Genomic DNA, 20829 nt, shown 5'->3' with positions numbered 1-20829 from the left:
TGAGCCATATAGAGTTCCGCAAAATATGGATCTTACTTCATCAGTTTCTCAAAAGTCCCCTGGCAGAATCACGAACCGGGCAGGAAAGATTCACCTTTTCCAGTGCCATCATGATCTCATTCGGAAACTGCCTTTCCACGCGGAATATGACCAGTTCCATAAATCCGCGTATCAGATAATGATTTAACATTTCCTCATGATTAAGGACTTTCTCTTTCATTTGCATCAAAACTTTCAGCAATACATTCGACACTACAAAAACAACCAGATATCCGCATAATTCAATAGAAAAGAATTAAATACCCCAGGCACGAGACAGCCAGATGTAACTAATAAGTTATGATCGATCACAGTGGTAATATTACGTCAAAAACCGTTCCTCCAGACGGATTTGATCTGACTGCAATACTGCCATCATGCACTCTCACGATTTCACGGACAAGCGCAAGTCCAAGTCCTACACCGCCAAGTTCCCGGCTTCTGGATTTATCCACACGAAAGAATGGTTCAAACACGCGTTCCCTGAGTTCCTCAGGGATTCCGTTTCCCGTATCCTCCACGGACAGATAAACATGTTTTTCCTTCCGGTATGCAGTTACTGTAACCTGTCCGCCCGAATGATTATATTTTATGGCATTCTCAACAAGATTGTATACCAGCCTGTAAATAAGAATGTCACTTCCAACCATCGTTATATTTTTACATTTTCCAGTAAGTTTTATGTTTTTTTCCTGTGCAAGAGGATCCAGATCTGCTAACACTTCATCAACAAGCGCGTCAACCATAATTTCATCATCCCGTCCCACAGTCTGGAGTTCACTCATATCAAGGAGCGTTTTTACCATTTTACTGAGTCTTCCATTCTGCTCGGTAACCATCTTTATTGTCTGCAATGTATCAGCATCATTATCCGGATGCCGTGTAGAATTATAAAGATCAAGCTGTACCTGCATCAAAGATAATGGCGTCCGCAGTTCATGTGCTGCATTTGCGGTAAATTGCCTCTGTATCTCAAATGCGTCCGAGAGACGTTCAAGCATCTTATTATACGAAACGCTAAGCTGGTTCAATTCTTTAACTTTATTTTCTTCTATTCGTGAAGCTGCCAGATTTTGCGCCTGTACTTCTTCAATTTTATCAGAAAATTCACGGATTGGTCTGAGTGCATGCCCACTTATAAAATATGTAACTACCCCGCCAATAAGAGCCAATATGGCTGATATCAGCAGACTGTTTTTTTTGTAATCTTCCTTATTATTATATGCCTGGATAGAAAAATCATTGGCAAACTCATCCCACTTATCATCTGGAATGCTGATATATATTTCATCCGTATCCTCCCCGTTATCCTCTCCCTGGGCATCCACAGTCTCCTGCAGGGAATCGATATAATACACGCCATTTTTATAGACAAACATCGTCAGACATCCACATATAACTGCAATATATACTGTAATGATACAGGTAAGCCTCCACTGCAGTGATATTCTTTTCATCGTTCAGACTCCTCCCGTATTTTATATCCCTCTCCCACCTTGTTTAAAATCGGATCATATCCAAGTTCAGCCTTAAGCTTTTTCCTAAGCGAAGACATGTGTACTCTGATGGCACCACTAAAGCTATCCACGGATGCATCCCAGACATGTTCCATCAATTCCTCCTGACTTACCGGTCTTCCAGGATTCAGAAGTAAATATTCCAAAATGCCATTTTCTTTTCTTGTCAGGGAAATCATTTTCCCTTTTGCATATGCCTCACGTCTTACCGTATCGAACTTTATCCCACCACTTTCCAGACACACATCTTTCTGCACAAATTTTCTTCTTGTCAGACTTCTGATACGCGCCTCAAGTTCCTGCAGATGAAATGGTTTTTCCATATAGTCATTTGCCCCTGCATCCAGTCCTTCAACCTTATCCGCAATCTGCCCTCTTGCAGATAATATAAGAACCTTTGTCTCCTCATTTCTCTGTCTGAGTTCCTTTAAGATCTCCATTCCATCCATACCGGGCAGATTCAGATCCAGAACGATCAGATCATAATTCTCCGTCAGGACACTTTCAAAAGCCTCTTCCCCATCATAACAGGTATCCACCTCGTACCCTGCATCATACAGCCGTTTTGCAACCATGTCACACATTTGTTTCTCATCTTCAACTATCAATAATCTCAAAATTCATTCACCCGCTTCTTAACACAAATTTTACAACAGCTATTGTATAATACTAACATCAGCTGGTCAATAAATACAACAAATGAAAGGAGTAAAATATCTTGAAGTGCAAAAAAATCTATCAGTCGATCCTGCTCATCTCAGGTATCACCATGATAAGTTACGGTGCGGTCAGAGGAGAAGCAGCTGTCGTGCTCGGTAAAGCAATAAAATTATGTCTGGAGTGTGTCGGAATTGGATAAAAAAAAGAATTTTCTATCAAAAAAAATAGCTGTACTACGCGGATGGATACAGGCAGCTGCCACACTGCTCACGAATATCCATATTCCTAATTTATGGAAAGGAAAAATATATCAGGGCAGCGTAAAAAACGTATGTGTACCAGGATTAAATTGTTACTCCTGTCCGGCGGCAACAGGAGCATGCCCAATTGGCGCTTTTCAGGCGGTTGTTGGTTCATCAGGATTTAAATTTTCATACTACATAACCGGATTTTTTATTTTACTCGGTGTAACACTCGGAAGATTTATATGTGGTTTTCTGTGTCCGTTTGGATGGTTTCAGGATTTACTTCATAAAATACCTGGGAAAAAATTTTCTACAGCCCGGCTCAAACCGCTGCGCTATTTAAAATACATCATCCTGATCATTTTTGTTATACTTCTTCCGATGCTGGTAACGAACTCTATCGGAATGGGAGATCCTTTCTTCTGTAAATATATTTGTCCTCAGGGTGTCCTGGAAGGAGCTATCCCTCTCGCACTTGGAAATGCCGCTATACGTTCTGCACTAGGAAAACTTTTTTCTTTTAAATGCCTTATTTTAATCACAGTTATTGTGTTAAGTATTTTGTTTTACAGACCATTCTGTAAATGGATCTGTCCTCTTGGAGCAATCTACTCATTATTTAATAAAGTCAGCTTTCTTTCTATTAAAATTGAGAACAGCAGATGCATCGGATGCGGGCAATGCCAAAAGGCATGTAAAATGGATGTGGATGTGTGTAAAACTCCAGATCATCCGGAATGCATACGATGCGGAGCCTGTATAAAAGCCTGTCCTAAAGATGCGATCCACTACCAGTTTATGGGGAAATCATGTAAAAAAAAGAACAACAGTAACCAGCAGTCATAAACCAGTAACTATCAATCTTATTACAATTTAAAAAAGGAGCAATTATCCATGAAAACAAAAATTACATTTATTTCAGTTGTCACACTCAGCATCGCACTGCTGCTTACATCCTGCAGCGGAAAAGAAACTGTAAGCACCACAGAACCACAGAATACCACGGCTGAAGACAGCACGGCATCAGCGGACAATTCCAACACAAAGCTGGATGATTTATATCAGCAGGAGAACCGGATCTTTGCAGAGCATAAAGATATATGGGACAAATTATTTGGTCTGATGAATAAAAACACTGCAGATTCAAACGGAAATTATGCTGATTATCTGGCTGATACCGCTGAATCAAACAAAGATTCTTTTACTGATGACGAATTCAAAACACTTACTGATGATATTGAAACCATACGAAAAATCGAAGAACAGATCGCAGAAATTGAAAAAGAAACTACAGAATCCGATAAAAATGGGCAGAATACTAATTCTGAAGATGCATCACCATTCAAAAATTTCTCAGGTCAGGATTTCGATGGTAATTCTGTTGACGAAAGTCTTTTTTCCGAAAATGCAGTAACTGTCATCAATTTCTGGTTTACCGGCTGCAAGCCTTGTGTTGCTGAGTTATCCAAACTGAATGAATTAAATGATGCAGTCAGGGCAATGGGAGGAGAAGTAGTCGGCATCAACACAGAAACCTTCGATGGAAATGAATCGGCTATCAAAGAAGCTGCCTCTGTTCTTGAAAGCCAAGGTGCTAAATACCGCAATCTTTCTATTGATTCATCTTCAGATGCAGGCAAATATGCCTCCAATATCATGGCATTTCCTACCACAATACTCGTCGACAGAAATGGTAACATCGTGGGTGATCCGATGCTCGGTGGAATCGATAATCAGGATAACTATGATACTCTGATGAAACAGATCCAATCTGTAATCGATGCAGACAGCTCAAATAAATAACCCTTTTATGATACTCTTTTGTACATAACCGGCACATCATACCCAACGGTTCTATTTTCATTCACTCCCGGACTTTCAGATACCTCCCGGCAGGTATCTGAAAGTCTCTCCCATTACCGGTATAGCTTTCTTTTTATCTGAATTCTCCTTATGCTTTCTTAAGTCGTTCTCTTTAACGTTCCAATATAATCTCCATTATGATAAACAAATGGTCCGGGTTCTCCCTCTTCTCCAAAATATTCCGGTCTTAAGGACAAGATATCGAGCAGTTCATCAATCGTCTGCACCTTAGTTGCCTGATATGGCTGTTCAAATGCAATCTTTTCTACAAACAAATAATAATCACTATACTTTATCAGGATACCAGTATGACCTACAAAAACAGCATCCGTATATGGATCATATATTACGATACTAAGAAGTGATATTCTGTCATTATCTATTTGAAATCCATATTCTTTCCAGCTGTCGCAAAATGCAGATTCCGGATGTCTGTCATCCGTAACACTCTTTTCACCATAAAGTGTGGTAAACATGTCTTTGTTCTCTTTTATGATTTCATATCTGTCCACATTATCTATCGCTTCTGTGTCAAACATCAGATAGGTTCCCTCATAATGATCTTCCGTTAATTCTGAGTGGATCACCCCATCTAACAGGAGAAAAGCTGTCATTCTACAGTCCGCATCTGAATAATCATGATTCTGTTCCCAGCCATCCATACATTTACCGATATCCGCTTTCATTTTCCCAGGATCTGACCATGTATCTTCCAGCTTCGCATTTTTTCCTGCGGAATCTGCAAAATCAACCGCCCATTCCCGAAATATATCTACATGAGCAGCTCCCGCAGAGTCAAGTTCTTTACAGATCTCAGTAATCGTATTGTTCCCTCCCATATATGTTGCACCAGGTATCTTTTGTTTCTGCACTGTTTCTGTGCAGGCTGCCAGCATCATAAATGCAGACACAATCATAGCAATAACAGACAGCTTCATGGCTGTTTTGGTTTGTTTTTTCAACAGATATTACCTCTTCTCCCCTAAATGATCATGACGTAAAAATCGTTCCTGTCAATTCTTTTCATCCTCGATCGTGAGTGTTCCGGGTCTTACATTCAAATAGATACTGCCCTTGTCCACTTTATACATATCAAGCAGCATTACCCAGAGACGGTGTATTGCATCAAGTAATACATTCGATACCTCTATGCTGTATGGCAGCAGCGCATGAATATCAAAAAAACGCATCCCAAGTGGTGGTAAAAATACCATATTGCTGGATTTTACTTTCTGCTCTCCTGTGCTGCTGTTTGCAGTCTTTAACATTTCATAAGTGATCAGACAGAAATCTTTTCCTTTGTATTTGCAATAATAAGAAACATAACACTCATCAATCGTCCAATCCAATCCATCTTCATGCTCAACGGGTTTTTCTTCTACCGGATTTGCCTCCGTAGTCTGAACCTCTACACTCCAGCGGATTCTTCCCTCTTTTGTCTCTCCCATCATATCCTGGATCTCATGGAAAATTTCTTCCTGTTTTTTCATATTAATCTCCATTTCTAAGCAGCTAATGATATTATTTTTTTCATAAAAGCCATATATTTTGCCCGGAAACAAATAGCCGTACTAGTCCCTCACATAAATATCCGAAAGGTTCTCAAGAATCGCTCCTGCAACATCCGGTTTGTTCATCGTATAAATATGTACATGGTTGACACCGTTTGCGATCAGATCGATGATCTGGTCTGTCGCATAGGCGATACCTGCCTGTTTCATAGCAGCCGGGTCACTGCCAAAGCGGTCGACGATTGCAAGGAAACGGCGTGGCACCAAACTTCCCGACAATGCAATGCTCCGTTTTACCTGATTTGCGTTAGTGATCGGCATGATTCCTGCCACAACAGGTACATCGATTCCATGTTTTAGTGCTTTGTACATAAAGTTATAAAGAATATTATTGTCAAAAAACATCTGTGTTGTGAGGAACTCACATCCGGCATCCACTTTTTCTTTCAGATGGATCAGATCTTCCTCTAATGTCTGTGACTCAGGATGTCCTTCCGGATAGCAGGCTCCGCCGATACAGAAATCTCCCTGTGATTTGATATCATAGATCAGCTCACTTGCATGTTTATACTGATTTGGCAGCGGGAAATCCGCGTTCTGCGGGATATCTCCGCGCAGTGCAAGTACATTTTCAATCTGCTTTTCTTTTAACTCCTGAATCACAGAGGCAACTTTCTCCTTAGTCGAAGATGCACAGGTGAGATGTGCCAGTGCCGGAATATGATTCACATTTCGCACTTCATTTGCAAGTTCTACCGTATAATCAGAAGTTCCGCCGGTTGCACCATAAGTAACACTCATATATGCCGGTTTCAATGCTGCCATATCTCCGACAATCTTTTTGTAGTTGTCTAACTGTGCACCCTGTTTCGGCGGGAACAGTTCACAGGAAATCGTTACATTCTCTGTATTTAATAATTCTGTAAGTCTCATAAATCCCTCTTTCTGCTAAAAGCGTCTTATTTTATCGGAACCGTCATCCACGGTATTCTCGATCTTCCGTATTACGACATAATAAGAATAATTCTCATTGACAGCCACTTCCACGCGGTCACCAACCTTATGTCCAAGCAATGCCTTTCCAAGCGGTGACTCATTGCTGATTAAATTTTTTAAAGAATTACCGCGGACTGTTGTCACGATCTTATAAACCTCTTCCTCGTCGTCCTCCTCAAAATAAACCGTCACCGTATTATTCATACCAACTTCATCCTCTGCAGAATCCGTTGAAATCACTTTTGCTGTTTTGATCATTCTCTCTAAATAGCGGATACGGCTCTCATTCTGGTTCTTATCTTTCTTTGCCGCATGGTACTCGAAATTCTCACTTAAGTCTCCCTGCGCTCTTGCCTCCTTCACTGCCTCTAAGGCCTCTTTGCGCACCACAAGTTTTCGGTACTCAATCTCCTCTTCCATCTTTTTTATATCCTGTTCGGTCAATTCGTCGTACATGAATCTTCCTCCTTACTTGTCATTTCAGCGATTATTATAAATTCTTTCCAGTTTTCCGTCAAATAAATTTCTGTGTAAACATCTCTTTACTGATCCATTGAATTTCGCATTTTGTACATTTTTTCGCACATACTGACAATATATATCCACTTGCGGGATCATAGCTTTGCAGATACCATTCTCCCGTCTGCCCCGCTTTTAAAAATTTAACCTGATCCTGCAGTACACAAAACGATGCAAGATCCAATGCTATCCCTTTTCCAACCGCTTTGATATAACTTTCTTTTCTTGTCCATAACTCTGTAAAATAACAGTCTGCTTTTTTCATTTTTCCCTTTTGTAATGCCAGATATTCCTCCGGACAGAAAAAATGTTCTGCCACTTTCATCTGTCCTTTCCGGATCTGTTCCACATCAATTCCCACTTCACTGTCCGAAAAAACACCTGCCACATATCTTCCCGAATGTGACAGGTTGAAATATATGCCGATATTTTCTTTTAATACCGGCTTTCCATTCTCTCCGAATGTAAGAACCATTTGCTGCATTTTCCCAGGTAACAGACTGATTCCATATTCCCGCAACGCATACTCTAACAGTATCCCTGCTGCCAGTGATCTGCACCGGTCTTCTTTTTTCTTTAATTGAACGATTTTATTTTTCCGGTCTTCTGTAATAAAGGGCAGCATCTGCGAAAATATCTTTTCATCCTCCAATGGAAGCGTATCTGTCATATAAATCTTCACGTATCTTATTCTCCCTTTGTCTGGATAATGCTTCTAAGATGTTCCCTTTCATCCAGCAATTCCTCATACACCGGCATCAGTCCATCATTTTTCCCAGCACGAAGCGGCTCTACGATTTTTACAACCGTCTCAAACATCGGGGTAATACCCATATTTGCAAATACACCCTTTAATGTATGTGCGCAGTCAAATGCCTTTTTTCTCTCATCTGCTGCAAGTGCCTCTTTCAAACCATCAAAAGACTCGTCCTCTACCACCATCGGAAGACAGCTTTGATATAATTTTTCATCCCCTAAAAAACGCTCTAAAGCTCCTTCTAAGTCGCATCCCCACGCATTTAATCCTTCCAATACCTCATTCATTTTCTATCATTCCTCCGATTGTTCTTTTGTCTGTTCCCTCTCCCCGGATTTACGCTTTCCGGATAACAGCAGTCTGTATTTTTCTAATTCCCATTCCAGTTGTTTTGGTTCTGTCACATTCAAAAATACACCATATATGATATGTTTATTTCCTACGATCCCAACATCATATAGTTTTAAAAAAATATAAAATTCTTCCCCTGCCTCATTTTTCTTTGAGAACTCACATTGTGTTTCATGTCCGGTATCTGCTGTATGAGAAAATGCATCCAGAACACGTTTATGATACCGTTTGGGAATTTCCTGGAAAATATCTTTTTTCTGGCTGATATCCTGATATCCAAACATTTCATAATATGCATTATTTACGCGAATGGTCTCAATCTGATCTTTGCTGTACTCATAGACAGCCACCCCCTGTTTTGCATTTAAAAAGAGGGTTTCAAGCTGGGATGCCGGCATCCACAGGCTATCTATATCAACTAACCGTTCTGTATCTTTCTCCCTCTGTGAATGCGGTCTGTCAAACTGCAGCTTTTCATACTCTTCCACCGGCATAGGTTTTGCAAAATAATATCCCTGTACATACTCACATCCTATGCTTCTTAAAAACTCCACCTGCTCGATCCGTTCGACACCTTCTACCACAACCGGCATATTCAGCCATTTTGCCATACGTATCACGGCAGCCATGATATTTTCTCCGCGTCCTTCCTTATCATCCCCGGAAAAGAATTTCATATCCATCTTTAAAACATCTACCACTATATCCTTTAAAACATTTAAAGAAGAATATCCGCTTCCAAAATCGTCCATCAGAATATAAAATCCCTCTTCCCGCAATCGCTGCATCATTTCCTGCACCGCTTTTGGATTGGTATTGTACGCACTCTCTGTCAGCTCTACCTGAAAAAGTCTGCGCGGAATCTGATATTTGTCTACCAGATCGCAGATCACTTCCACTACTTCTTTATTATATAGACTAATCCTTGAAAGATTTACCGATATCGGAAGCGGCTGTTTTCCCTCGTCTAACCACCTTCTGAGCTGGATACAGGTCTGTTCCCACACATAATAATCCAGTTTTGTGATAAAACCGTTCCGTTCAAATACCGGTATAAACTCTCCCGGCGAGATCATCCCCCGTTCCGGATGTTTCCAGCGCACCAGCGCCTCTGCACCTGCAATCTGATTATCGCTAAGTCCGTATTTCGGCTGGTAATAAACGACAAACTCATGATTTTCAAGTGCGCTTTTCATACTGTTTACGATACGCTGTTCCTTTTCGATCTCCTGACTCATTTGCCGTGTATAAAATGCATAATTGCGGATATAATTACCCTTACAGTGTTTTGCAGCAAGGTTTGCCCTGTCATACATATGGTTTGGTGTTATTTTCTTCCCCGCGATCAGATAAACACCAAATATCGGTACAATATCAAAATCAAGCGGATATCTGCTCAAGATATCCCTCATCTTATCAAAACTCTCCACCAGTTCTTTTGTATTTTCATAGGACATGCAAAAACAGAAGATGTCCGCATCCATCCTGCCGAAAGTGATGTCATTGCGGTTTTTTACTGCGCGTATCAGAAGATCTGCAATATATTTTAACAGCTCGTCCCCGGCACTCATTCCAAAAAATGAATTGATCAGCTGGAACTTTTCAATATCCATCCGCACAAATGCAAAATGTCTGTCCGGATATCGCTCTAACATGGCAGATGTTGCCTGAAACATATTCGTTTTATTGTAGATGCCGGTAAGAATATCATATTCCGCACGGTACTTTAACGCTTTGCTGATGTTTTTACTGCTGCTGCCGATCACGTTCTTCAAACGAAACCTGACAACATCCACATTATACGGTTTCCGTATAAAATCCCATGCCCCCATACTAAGACATCTGACTTCTGTTTCAATATCAATCTCCATCGTCAGCACGACCACAGGAATTGCCTGATACATCTGTGCTTTATAATATCGCTCTAAGAAATAATAACCATCATACTCCGGCATAACGATATCCAAAAGCACTGCCGTTATCTCCTCGCTTCGTTCATAAAGTATCTCAAATGCTTTTTTGCCATTCTCTGCTTCAACAACCTCGTATGTGTCACTCAGAATCTTTTTCAACATGACACGTTCAATCTGCTTGTCATCTACAATTAATACCTTACCCTTTTCAGCCATACACTCACCTATCTGCCCCATAAAAATCCACAAAAAAACCCTGACTTTATCATAGCAAAGTCAGAGTTTCTTTTCAATAGCCATAATTTATCCTTATTCAAAAATAACATTGATTTTTTTACTGAGACGGATATCTGCCGATGACGCTCCAACCTGAATTTCATAAGTCCCACTCACCGGCAAAAGCATCTTTTTTTGCACATCATGATGTGCAAAATCCTGTTTATTCAAAGTAAAACAGATCTGTTTTTCCTCACCAGCAGCCAGTTCCACTTTTTCAAATGCTTTTAATTCCTGAAATATTCTGTTTTTTTCCTGCTCCCGTGCAACATAAATCTGAACAGTTTCTTTACCCTCCCGGACACCTTTATTTTTCACAGTACATGAAACCTTAACAGTCTGTTTTTCACTCTCCTGCTGTGCGATTTTAAGATCATCATAAACGAAATCTGTATAGGAAAGTCCGTGTCCAAACGGAAACAATACATCTGTTTTTTCTGTATTATAATAACGGTAGCCAACCATTACCCCTTCCCGGTATTCCACACGGTCTTTCTTTCCAAAAGTTCCGATCGTATGTGCCGGACATTGTGACACATCCCGGATAAACGTTTCTGCAAGTTTTCCGGACGGATTTACCTTTCCAAACAAAGTCTCTGCTATCGCAGTTCCGCCTTCCATACCTGCATAATAACTCCAGAGAATTGCTTTTGCATTTTCTGTCCATGGCATCTCAACCGGTGACCCTGCATACATGCAGACTGCCATATCCGGTGCAGCCTTTAACAGAGCCTCTATCACCGCATCCTGCCCGTAAGGCAGCTTCATGTCTGTGCGGTCGAGTCCCTCCACATCAAAATCGTGATTCAATCCGCCCACAAAAATAACGATATCACTCGCCTTTGCAAGTGCAACTGCTTCCTCTAAGGCTTCTTTCTGTTTTTTGTGATATGCATCCGCTGTGGCTTTCTGCTGTTTTCCCTGCGTACTTCCACTTACAGTACATTCATTTTCCGTATCCCCGGCATTCTCTGTACTTGCCGCCTGCCAGTTGATCTCAGACGCTTCCTCTTTGTCCGGGATCACATATCCCGGTGCGTAGGAAACATTGACATTTCCGCCGAGCAGTTTTTTGATTCCCATGAGCGGCGAAATCTCATACAATGCCTTGATCTCTGCACTTCCGCCTCCATTCGAATGGATTGCTGCGGCATTTGCACCGATCACGGCAACCCTGCAGCCGGATTCTGTGCAAAGAGGCAGTACATGATCTTTATTTTTCAGCAGGATCATTGACTCACGTGCCACATCAAGCACTGCCCTGCGGTGTTCTTCCGTATTATATGCACCGGTTTTACGGTTCTTTTTCTCTGGTCCGATCATCTTAAGACGCAGCATCATCCGAAGAATATTACGCACCTTTTCATCAACCATTGATTCCTCAATGTCTCCATCTCTCACAGCTTTTAAGAGCGGATCTGCCATGTACTGCTCATGGAACTGATATTTGACATCCATCTCAATATCCAGACCGGATTCTGCTGCCATTTTCGTATCGTGTACTGCTCCCCAGTCGGAGATCACGACTCCATCAAATTTCCAGTCTTTCCGCAGCTTCTCATTAAGCAGGGACTTACTCATACAGCAGTGCTCGCCGTTTAACAGATTATAAGCTCCCATCAGTGCAAGCGTGTGTCCTTTTTGTACTGCTGCTTTAAATCCCGGAAAATAAATTTCTTCCAGTGCAGCCTCATCAACGATCGTATCAACCCAGAGTCTTTCTGTTTCCTGCGAATTTGCTGCAAAATGTTTTACACATGCTGCCACATCATTTTCCTGGATTCCCTCGATCATCGGAACCACCAGTTCTTCGATGAGTCTTGGATCTTCACTCATATATTCAAAATTTCTTCCACAGAGCGGGCTTCGTTTGATATTAATACCTGGAGCTAAGATCACATCCTTACCCCTGCCTCTTGCCTCTTCGCCTAAAACCCTGCCTGCTTTTTTCGCCAGATTGCGGTTCCACGTGGATGCGATGGCGCTGTTACATGGAAGATAGGTCACATAATCTTCCGTCGTTCCAATATTGCGCCATTCATTGTCTGCAAATTCTGCCCGCACCCCCATTGGACCATCTGACATGTAAAGCGGCGGTATGGAAAGCCGCTTTACCCCTTCGGTGCGGAATAACCCCGCACCGTGGATCATACCGATTTTTTCTTCTAAAGTCAGTTCATTTAAAATCTGTTCAATATATGTTTCCTGCATTAAAATACAACCTCTGCCTTGCCGTTACCGTCAAATGCTACGATGACATTTTCCCCATCCTGTGTATAGGATGCACCGGTTACCTGCTTTGGAGTGCCAACGTTCATCAATGCCACTTTGGATGCCTTATTACTCTCTACCGCGATCTGATAAGAAGATCCGTTCTTTACAACATTTGCAGATGCTTCTTTTTCATTTTCCGTTCCATATACGACAGTTTCTGCCTTGATGCCATCTTTTAATGCATATGCACGGAATGTCACACCATCTGCATAGTCATAAACTGCATTATCATTTCTTGCTCCCATAGCCACAATACTACCCTCTTTGACATAAAGAGGAATACTTAAGTAACCATGTTTCTCTTTGTACCACTTACCTCCCTCTTTGACTTCTCCGGTCAGTAAGGATGTCCATGTTCCCTCCGGCAGGTAATATTCTGCGATACTGTCCTCGCGGAAGATCGGTGCAACGAGCAGGGAATCACCTAACATGTACTGTGTTGCTAAATATGCACAGTTTTTATCTTCGGTAAATTCAAGTACCATGCTGCGCATCATAGGAATACCTGTTTTGGACGTCTCGATCGCATTGCGGTACAGATATGGCATCAAAGATGCCTTAAGCTGTGCAAAGTAGCGTACCACATCCACTGCTTCTTCATCATATGCCCACGGCACACGGTAAGAAGTAGATCCATGCAGCCTTGAATGGGAAGAAAGAAGTCCAAACGCACACCATCTCTTGTATACATCCGATGTGGAAGTACTCTCAAATCCTCCGATATCATGACTCCAGTATCCAAAACCGGAACTTGTCAGTGACAGACCGCCGCGAAGACTTTCCTCCATGGATTCATAATCAGACCAGCAGTCACCGCCCCAGTGAACCGGGAACTTCTGTCCGCCCGCAGTTGCAGAACGTGCAAAAAGAATTGCCTCTTTTTCGCCTTTTTTCTTCTTTAATACATCAAATACCACCTTATTGTAAAGGTATGTATAGTAGTTATGCATCTTAACCGGATCAGATCCGTCATAATATACTGCATCCGTCGGTATTCTCTCACCAAAGTCGGTCTTGAAGCAGTCCACACCCATATCAAGAAGTGCCTCTAATTTTTTTCCATACCACTCACATGCCGCAGGATTTGTAAAGTCAACGATGGCAAGTCCAGGCTGCCACATATCCCACTGCCATACATCACCGTTTGGACGTTTTAAGAAGTAACCACCCTCAACGCCTTCTTGGAACATGGAGGACTCTTGTCCCACATAGCTGTTGATCCATACACAGATCTTTAAACCTTTTGCTTTCAGTCGTTTTAGCATTCCCTCCGGATCCGGGAAAACTCTTGAATCCCAGGTAAAATCACACCAGTTAAAATCTTTCATCCAGAAACAGTCAAAATGGAATACGGATAACGGGATCTTGCGGTCAAACATTCCATCGACAAAACTGTTGACTGTCTTTTCATCATAGTTGGTCGTAAAAGATGTGGACAGCCAGAGTCCAAAAGTCCACGGTGCCGGAAGCGATGGTTTTCCGGTGATATCTGTATAACGCATCAGCACTTCTTTCATCGTAGGTCCGTTGATCAGGAAGTAATCAAGATTTTCGCCTGGTACGGAAAACTCTACTTTTGTCACCATCTCTGTTGCAACCTCAAAAGAAACGCACTCCGGATGATTTACGAATACACCATATCCTTTGTTTGAAATATAAAACGGAATATTCTTATAAGACTGCTCTGTGGAAGTACCGCCATCTTCATTCCAGATATCCACACTCTGTCCATTTTTTACAAATGCGGAAAAACGTTCACCAAGACCATAGATCAGCTCACCCACGGAAAGAGATAACTGCTCTCTCATATAAGCATCTTCCGGTCCTTTGTCATAAGCAAAACCTTTCCAGTCGGTTTTCATATATGCAAGGTCTCTCCAGCCGCTTGCCGTGATTTTCTCCTCACCGCGGTAGAAAGTCAGTGCCCCATTCTCTTTCTGCACCTCCAGACGCAGTGATCCGCTTGAAATAATCAATTTGTCTGCTTTCTCTTCCGCCTTTAAATGTCCGCTCTCTGCCGGTGCGATCTCAAAGGATGGTGCTTTCTTCTGCACACCCATATGATGATAAGTCTGAACTCTTAAAACCTCCTCATATGGAGCTGAGATCACGATGGTAAGATTAATTCCTCCAAGCGTATCTCCACGCTGCGTGATCTTGCTTGTCGGTGCACAGATCGTTACCTGATCCTTCTCAATCTTTGAAAAATATACCTCTGCCGGAGAAAAGCACTCACAACGCTCTTTCTGCAGCCAGCATCCGTTACTGAATTTCATATGATAAATCCTCCCTGTTTTCCGGAGGAAAATGCATGCTATGTTTTTTATAGCATTTGCCTCTTGCAGGCGCAGAGGATTTTCCTCCCTGTAGTTTTCTTATTTTATCTCATCTTACTATACCTGCCCCACAAAAAATACCCTCTAAATTATACATAAAACACTCCGTAAATTTGACAAACAAAACATTCACATTTATACTTACTTTTAGTTATTTTATCACTGGAACAGGAAGGTTATAGTATGTATCGGGTTTTAATCGCAGATGACGAATCCATTATTCGTGAAGGTATCAAATGTCTGTTTGACTGGGAGGCTCTCGGCTATACGATCGCCGGTGAAGCTGCTAACGGTGAGGTTGCTTATCAACAGCTCCTTGCCTTACAGCCGGATGTCGTTCTTTTAGATATCCGCATGCCGGGAATGCTCGGACTTGATGTCATCCGTGAAGCAAGGGCACAGGGTTTTACCGGAAAAGTCATTATCTTAAGCGGCTATTCTGATTTCAAATATGCGCAGGAGGCCATCCGTTATGGCGTGCAGTATTATCTGACAAAACCTATTGACGAGGATGAACTAGAAGAGATTCTTTGCTCGATCAAAGAAACTTTAGACAAAGACACTGCAACTGCAAATACAAGGGAGCATTACCGTGAAAAAGCAAGGGAAACCATCATCCGGGATCTTTTAACGAATGAAATCGATCTCTCCCACGTAAATGCTGCAGATCTGCATCTGACAGCAGACACTTACCAGGTTGTGATCTATGAGAAATACAGTCATAACACTGCAGATGCCTCCTACCGCTTTTCAGATCTTTTACGTGTGACCAATCAGGATAATAATTCCTACGATAATATCACCTTGCAGTATCAGGAAGTTATTTTGCTGAAAGGAACTTTTGCGATCCAGAAATTTAATGATTTTTTAGAGCGTTACCAGAGGGAAAGCCGCCCTCAGGAGAACTCGCCGCTCGACAGTCTTTTTATTACATACGGTGCATGCGTGTCAGAGCTTTCAGAAGTCCATACTTCTTATATACAGGCAAAACAGCTCTTAGAGCGCCGCTTCTTCTGCGAACAGGAACAACATACCATCGGCTATGATGAGCTGCCGGAACCAGACAGTTTAAAACTGATCTTAAACGATGCTTTTTTAAACCGTTATGCCACCAGTTTGTTTGAATATCTTCAGGCATTCAACCGCAACATGTTAGCGGAAAACTTAACACAGCTTACCAATGAGCTTTACCATGCTGCCGATACGATCGATTCCATACGGCTTTTTCTGACAGACCTTTATCTGCAGATCAAGGAACAGACAAACCGCCTTTATAATGGCGCAAATATCCCATTTCCAAGCAATGCAGACATCATCCGGCTGATTGAAGAAAAATATTATCTCTATGAGATCATCCTTTTCTTCACGGAACAGTTTGAAATGATCATGTCCTCGATCGGCAACTCTTCCCGTGAAAGCGTGCTGGATGATATCTTACATTACATCAACCACAATTATGCAAGCAATATCACATTGGAAAATATTGCACCGCTGTTTGGTTACAACAGCTCGTATCTCGGAAAGATCTTCCGCAAAAAGATGGGCGAAAACTTTAACTCCTATGTCGACCATGTCCGCATCAAACACTCGATGGAGCTCCTCTGTTCCTCAGAGTTAAAAGTTTATGCGATCGCAGAAAAAGTCGGTTACCGGAATGTCGATTATTTCCATATCAAATTCAAAAAATATGTTGGAAAAAGTCCGGCAGAATACCGGAAAGAACATAAAAATGAATAAATTTTCATAAAAACTGCCGCCCTACGGGTGAATAGATGTCCCCCTTTCTCTGTAAGTTCAGAAAAAGGGGGGCATATCACCGTGAGGCGGCAGTTTTTATTTTTAAGATCCGAGTGTCAAACGCTGGCTTTAAGTTTTTCGATTGGCAAATGGCACCGCATTGCCTGTCATTTTAAGAAATCATACTGTGACATATAAAGTTTATAATACTCACCCTTCTGTTCCATCAGTTCGTCATGATTTCCACGCTCTAAAATATCGCCTTTATCCACATATAAGATGCAGTCTGCATTTTTGATCGTAGAAAGTCTGTGTGCAATGATAAAAGAAGTCCGTCCCTTCAAAAGTTCGTTCAATCCTTTCTGCAAAAGCAGTTCCGTCTCGGTATCAATGCTCGAAGTCGCCTCATCTAAGATCAGGATCTTCGGATCTGCAAGCAGTGCCCTTGCAAAGGAAATAAGCTGTCGCTGACCGGCAGAAAGCCTGCTTCCTCTTTCATTCACTTCTGTCTCATAACCGTTTTCCATCTCCATGATAAAATCATGTGCACAGACTGTTTTTGCTGCCCGGATCACTTCCTCATCCGTTGCACTGCGGTTGCCATAGCGGATATTATCCATGATCGTTCCTGCAAAAATAAAGCTGTCCTGCATCATGATCCCCATCTGGGTTCTTAAGGAGTGCAATGTCACCTTCGAGATATCAATGCCATCGATCGTGATCACTCCGGAATCTACATTATAAAAACGGCTGATGAGGTTCACGATCGTGGATTTTCCTGCCCCGGTCGGACCGACGATCGCATAAGTTTCACCCGGTTCTGCCGTAAAATTAATATCTTCCAGAATCTTCTGCCCCGGTTCATACCCAAAAGACACATGGGAAAATTTCACTTCTCCCACCACTTCCGGCATCGGAATTGCATCCGGTGCATCCTTGACACCAACCGGCTCATCGATCGTCTCAAAAATCCTCTCCAGATAAGAGATTGCTGTCAAAAGTGAATTATAAAATCCTGCCAGCGTGTTGATCGGTGCCCAGAAACGCCCGATATATGCGGTAAATGCGATCAGCACACCGACCGTCAGTGTCATATCCGGTGCTAAGATCCATCGGACACCCAGCACATAGATCAGTGCCGTCGTAAATGTAGAGATAATATCAACACTCGGTCCCATTGTAAAATTAAACATTACCGCACGCATCCAGGATTTCCGGTAATTTTTACTTAAGTTGTTGAAGATACCTGTATTTTCATTTTCCCTCACAAAAGACTGTGTCACACGGATTCCGTTGATGCTTTCCGCAATATAAGCATTCAGGTTTGACTGTTTATTGCTCTGGATCTGCCATGCCCTGCGCTGTTTTTTCTTGATCAGGATGATCACAAATACAAGCACCGGCAGTCCGCACAGGCAGACTAATGTCAGCCGTACATCTAATGCAAACATGAAGATCAGAATGAAGATCAGATTGCACAGATCTGTAAATGTATTGACAATACCATTGCTTAAAAGATCACTTAAACTGTTCACGTAATTAACCACACGCACCTGTATCTTTCCGTGTGGTCTGTCATCATAATAGGAAAACGGGAGTTCCTGCAGATGACAGAAAATATCGTAACGGATATCATGCACAATGTCCTGTCCGATCACACTCATGGTCTTAATCTTGATCCGCAGGGAAAGACCGGAATAAAGTGCGATCAGCAATGTTGCAGCGCTGTAAAAGATAATGGAGCTCATATCTTTCTGCGGAATACTGTTATCCATGACATTCTGAAAAAAGATCGGGATTGCCATGGTAAGCGCCGAGGAAGAAAGCATTAAAAGTATAACGCCTGCCATCTTCTTTTTGTATGGGGCAATATAGCCTGCCAGACGTTTGAGCTGGTTTACATCAAAGCTGTCCTCTAATATTTCATCCATATCATATCTGTTTCTTGCCATCTCATTTTTCCCCCTTTCCGCTTAAAATCTCCTGTGGGATCTCACCATACTGGTTATGGAAAGCTGTCGCATAATAACCGCCTGCTGCCACCAATTCCTCATGGGTTCCCTGTTCAATGATACGTCCGTTATCCATGACAAGGATCAGATCTGCATCTTTGATGGAAGAAATACGGTATGCTATGACAAAGATCGTGCATTTGTTATCCAGTTTTTTCAACTGGCTCTGGATATAACTCTCCGTCTCCATATCCACCGCTGACGTCGTATCATCCAGGATCAGAATTGACGGATCTTTTAACAACGCCCTTGCAAGCGAAATACGCTGTTTCTGTCCGCCGGAAAGTCCGACACCACGCTCACCTACAATTGTTTCATAACCATCCGGAAGTGCCCCGATAAAATGATTGGCATCCGCCATGATTGCAGCCTGTTTTACCTCATCAAAGGAGCAGGATGGTCTTCCGTATGCAATATTCCCTTCGATCGTGTCCGAAAAAAGGAATACATCCTGCATTGCCATACCGATATTATCCCGCAGGTTATAAAGATCCATGTCGCGGACATTCACACCATCCACAAGTACCTCTCCCGAAGTCGTGTCATAAAACCGGCAGAGCAGATTCATGATCGTTGATTTTCCGGCTCCGGTAGAACCGATAATACCGACGGTCTGCCCCGGTTTTACCTTAAAATTGACATCCATGACAATGTCTTCATCATCTGCACGGTAAGATACATTTTTAAACTCGATCTCACCTTTCAAATGCTTCTTTACCACTCCGGATACCGGTGTTTTTACATGCGGTTCCTCACTGTAGGTCGCATAGATTTTCTCCACGGAAGTTGTGAAATTGCTGATATCATTGACCAGCCATCCTGCCTGACGCAGCGGGTTGTTTAACATCCATAAATATCCGTTTACGGTAACAAGCTGCCCTAACGTGATTTCTCCCTGAATCACCATATAGCCGCCATATAGGATCAGAATGATCGTCAGTGCATACGAAAGCACCTCAAATACCGGCACATATTTCATCCAGATCTTTGACGCATCAATCTGTGCCGCACGGAATTTATCATTTTCCTTATTAAATTTTTCAATCTCAAAATCCTCTTTTGCAAATGCTTTTACCACGCGGTTTCCACTGACATTTTCCTGCACAAACGCATTGAGTGAAGAAAAACAGTCACGGTTGCGCTTGAATGCCGGACGTACCTCTTTTGTCTGACGATAAGTTGCAAATGCAGTAAACGGCAGTACCACAAGCATGGCAAGTGCCAGTTTTGTATTGACGGTAAAGATCATAAGCAGCGCAAACACAAACATCAGCACACTCTGATAAACCATGTAGACCACATACGCCACAAAATGACGGATCGCATCCATATCTCCGGTCTGCCGGCTCATCAGATCCCCGGTACGCTTCTTGTTATAAAATGCAAAATCCTCTTCCAAAAGTTTTCGGTAAACCTTATCCCTCATATCGTACAAAACACCCTGCGACGCTGTCTCAAATGCTACCTGAAACAGAAAACGTAAGATCCCCATCACGACCGTAACGCCGATCAGACAGCCGATAAACGGCATCAGCTTATCATATCTGCCCCCGCTTATGACCTGATCCACGATCTGCCCGGATATGTACGGATTGACCACCGATAACACAGATACCGCTGTGGTCAGTAAAATACCAATTATCATCAGTCCCCGGTACTTTTTCAGAAATGAAAAGAACCATTTCATTGGTGTCATAATAACCCTCCTACTCCCTTTTTGTTTTTCTTTCGGATTTTCAGTATAGTACTTCTGGGGTAAAAAGGAATGTACTATCTTGCACCGTTCATGTTATTTTTTGCAACGGAGGGGATGGTTTCTGATG

General features: G+C 42.2%; 18 protein-coding genes. 4 read left to right on the top strand and 14 right to left on the bottom strand.

Features of this window, described 5'->3' with window-relative positions:
- Window positions 1–40: 40 nt before the first annotated feature.
- The 3 genes from ACDD58_RS12405 to ACDD58_RS12395 form a co-directional block, all read right to left on the bottom strand.
- Entirely contained in the window at window positions 41–220 is a 180-nt protein-coding gene (locus ACDD58_RS12405; RefSeq protein WP_147345366.1) for a hypothetical protein, read from the bottom strand.
- A gap of 127 nt (window positions 221–347) precedes the next feature.
- A complete protein-coding gene (locus tag ACDD58_RS12400) occupies window positions 348–1496 on the bottom strand; it encodes a cell wall metabolism sensor histidine kinase WalK (protein WP_118209058.1) in 1149 nt (382 codons plus the stop codon).
- On the bottom strand, window positions 1493–2140 hold the full coding sequence (locus tag ACDD58_RS12395) for a response regulator transcription factor (RefSeq protein ID WP_015520501.1): 648 nt from the start codon (window positions 2138–2140) through the stop codon (window positions 1493–1495). Before ACDD58_RS12395 ends, ACDD58_RS12400 begins: the two co-directional genes overlap by 4 nt.
- A 134-nt stretch (window positions 2141–2274) precedes the next feature.
- Here ACDD58_RS12395 and ACDD58_RS12390 point away from each other — a divergent pair, with 134 nt between their 5' ends.
- Genes ACDD58_RS12390 through ACDD58_RS12380 form a run of 3 tightly spaced genes read left to right on the top strand, consistent with a single transcriptional unit; the run spans window position 2275 to window position 4264 of the window.
- Window positions 2275–2415, top strand: coding sequence for a CD1871A family CXXC motif-containing protein (locus ACDD58_RS12390; RefSeq protein WP_006859626.1), 141 nt, complete (start codon window positions 2275–2277; stop codon window positions 2413–2415).
- Window positions 2408–3307 (top strand): 4Fe-4S binding protein, encoded by a 900-nt coding sequence (locus ACDD58_RS12385; RefSeq protein WP_022113240.1) that lies wholly within the window; start codon window positions 2408–2410, stop codon window positions 3305–3307. The genes ACDD58_RS12390 and ACDD58_RS12385 overlap by 8 nt, the downstream gene beginning before the upstream one ends.
- Before the next feature lie 48 nt (window positions 3308–3355).
- Window positions 3356–4264 (top strand): TlpA disulfide reductase family protein, encoded by a 909-nt coding sequence (locus ACDD58_RS12380; RefSeq protein ID WP_370777717.1) that lies wholly within the window; start codon window positions 3356–3358, stop codon window positions 4262–4264.
- A gap of 158 nt (window positions 4265–4422) precedes the next feature.
- On the opposite strand, the gene ACDD58_RS12375 is transcribed toward ACDD58_RS12380, so the two are convergent.
- The 9 genes from ACDD58_RS12375 to yicI all read right to left on the bottom strand — a co-directional run bounded on the left by ACDD58_RS12375 (window position 4423) and on the right by yicI (window position 15197).
- Complete coding sequence (locus tag ACDD58_RS12375; RefSeq protein WP_370778747.1) at window positions 4423–5262, bottom strand: DUF4300 family protein; 840 nt, start codon at window positions 5260–5262, stop codon at window positions 4423–4425.
- A 75-nt stretch (window positions 5263–5337) separates the two neighbouring features.
- Window positions 5338–5814, bottom strand: coding sequence for a hypothetical protein (locus ACDD58_RS12370; RefSeq protein ID WP_022113237.1), 477 nt, complete (start codon window positions 5812–5814; stop codon window positions 5338–5340).
- Between the two features lie 81 nt (window positions 5815–5895).
- Window positions 5896–6768, bottom strand: a complete 873-nt coding sequence (gene metF / locus ACDD58_RS12365; RefSeq protein WP_006859631.1) for a methylenetetrahydrofolate reductase [NAD(P)H] — start codon at window positions 6766–6768, stop codon at window positions 5896–5898.
- 15 nt (window positions 6769–6783) lie between these two features.
- Window positions 6784–7287: a transcription elongation factor GreA gene (gene greA, locus ACDD58_RS12360; protein ID WP_015560761.1), complete on the bottom strand. Its 504-nt coding sequence runs from the start codon at window positions 7285–7287 to the stop codon at window positions 6784–6786.
- 58 nt (window positions 7288–7345) lie between these two features.
- Complete coding sequence (locus tag ACDD58_RS12355) at window positions 7346–8032, bottom strand: 4'-phosphopantetheinyl transferase superfamily protein (protein ID WP_243006704.1); 687 nt, start codon at window positions 8030–8032, stop codon at window positions 7346–7348.
- A gap of 5 nt (window positions 8033–8037) precedes the next feature.
- Window positions 8038–8394 (bottom strand): Hpt domain-containing protein, encoded by a 357-nt coding sequence (locus ACDD58_RS12350; protein WP_117918476.1) that lies wholly within the window; start codon window positions 8392–8394, stop codon window positions 8038–8040.
- 6 nt (window positions 8395–8400) lie between these two features.
- The gene (locus ACDD58_RS12345; protein ID WP_370777714.1) at window positions 8401–10587 is read right to left on the bottom strand and encodes an EAL domain-containing protein; all 2187 of its coding nucleotides are present in this window, start codon (window positions 10585–10587) and stop codon (window positions 8401–8403) included.
- A 93-nt stretch (window positions 10588–10680) separates the two neighbouring features.
- A complete protein-coding gene (locus ACDD58_RS12340) occupies window positions 10681–12858 on the bottom strand; it encodes a beta-glucosidase (RefSeq protein WP_370777712.1) in 2178 nt (725 codons plus the stop codon).
- Window positions 12858–15197 carry an alpha-xylosidase gene (gene yicI, locus ACDD58_RS12335; RefSeq protein ID WP_370777711.1) on the bottom strand — a complete coding sequence of 780 codons (2340 nt, stop codon included), beginning with the start codon at window positions 15195–15197 and terminating at the stop codon, window positions 12858–12860. The genes ACDD58_RS12340 and yicI overlap by 1 nt, the downstream gene beginning before the upstream one ends.
- Window positions 15198–15440: 243 nt before the next feature.
- Here yicI and ACDD58_RS12330 point away from each other — a divergent pair, with 243 nt between their 5' ends.
- Complete coding sequence (locus ACDD58_RS12330) at window positions 15441–16994, top strand: response regulator (RefSeq protein WP_370777710.1); 1554 nt, start codon at window positions 15441–15443, stop codon at window positions 16992–16994.
- A gap of 167 nt (window positions 16995–17161) precedes the next feature.
- Here the strand turns inward: ACDD58_RS12330 and ACDD58_RS12325 are convergent, their stop codons facing one another.
- Window positions 17162–18946 carry an ABC transporter ATP-binding protein gene (locus ACDD58_RS12325; RefSeq protein WP_118209064.1) on the bottom strand — a complete coding sequence of 595 codons (1785 nt, stop codon included), beginning with the start codon at window positions 18944–18946 and terminating at the stop codon, window positions 17162–17164.
- Window position 18947: 1 nt separating this feature from the next.
- The gene (locus ACDD58_RS12320; RefSeq protein ID WP_117918488.1) at window positions 18948–20702 is read right to left on the bottom strand and encodes an ABC transporter ATP-binding protein; all 1755 of its coding nucleotides are present in this window, start codon (window positions 20700–20702) and stop codon (window positions 18948–18950) included.
- Between the last annotated feature and the right edge of the window lie 127 nt (window positions 20703–20829).

It is taken from the genome of Roseburia sp. (assembly GCF_041325975.1).
Taxonomy (GTDB): domain Bacteria; phylum Bacillota; class Clostridia; order Lachnospirales; family Lachnospiraceae; genus Roseburia; species Roseburia rectibacter.
Note: the sequence above shows the minus strand (reverse complement) of the source record. Positions and strands in the feature narration are given on the sequence as shown.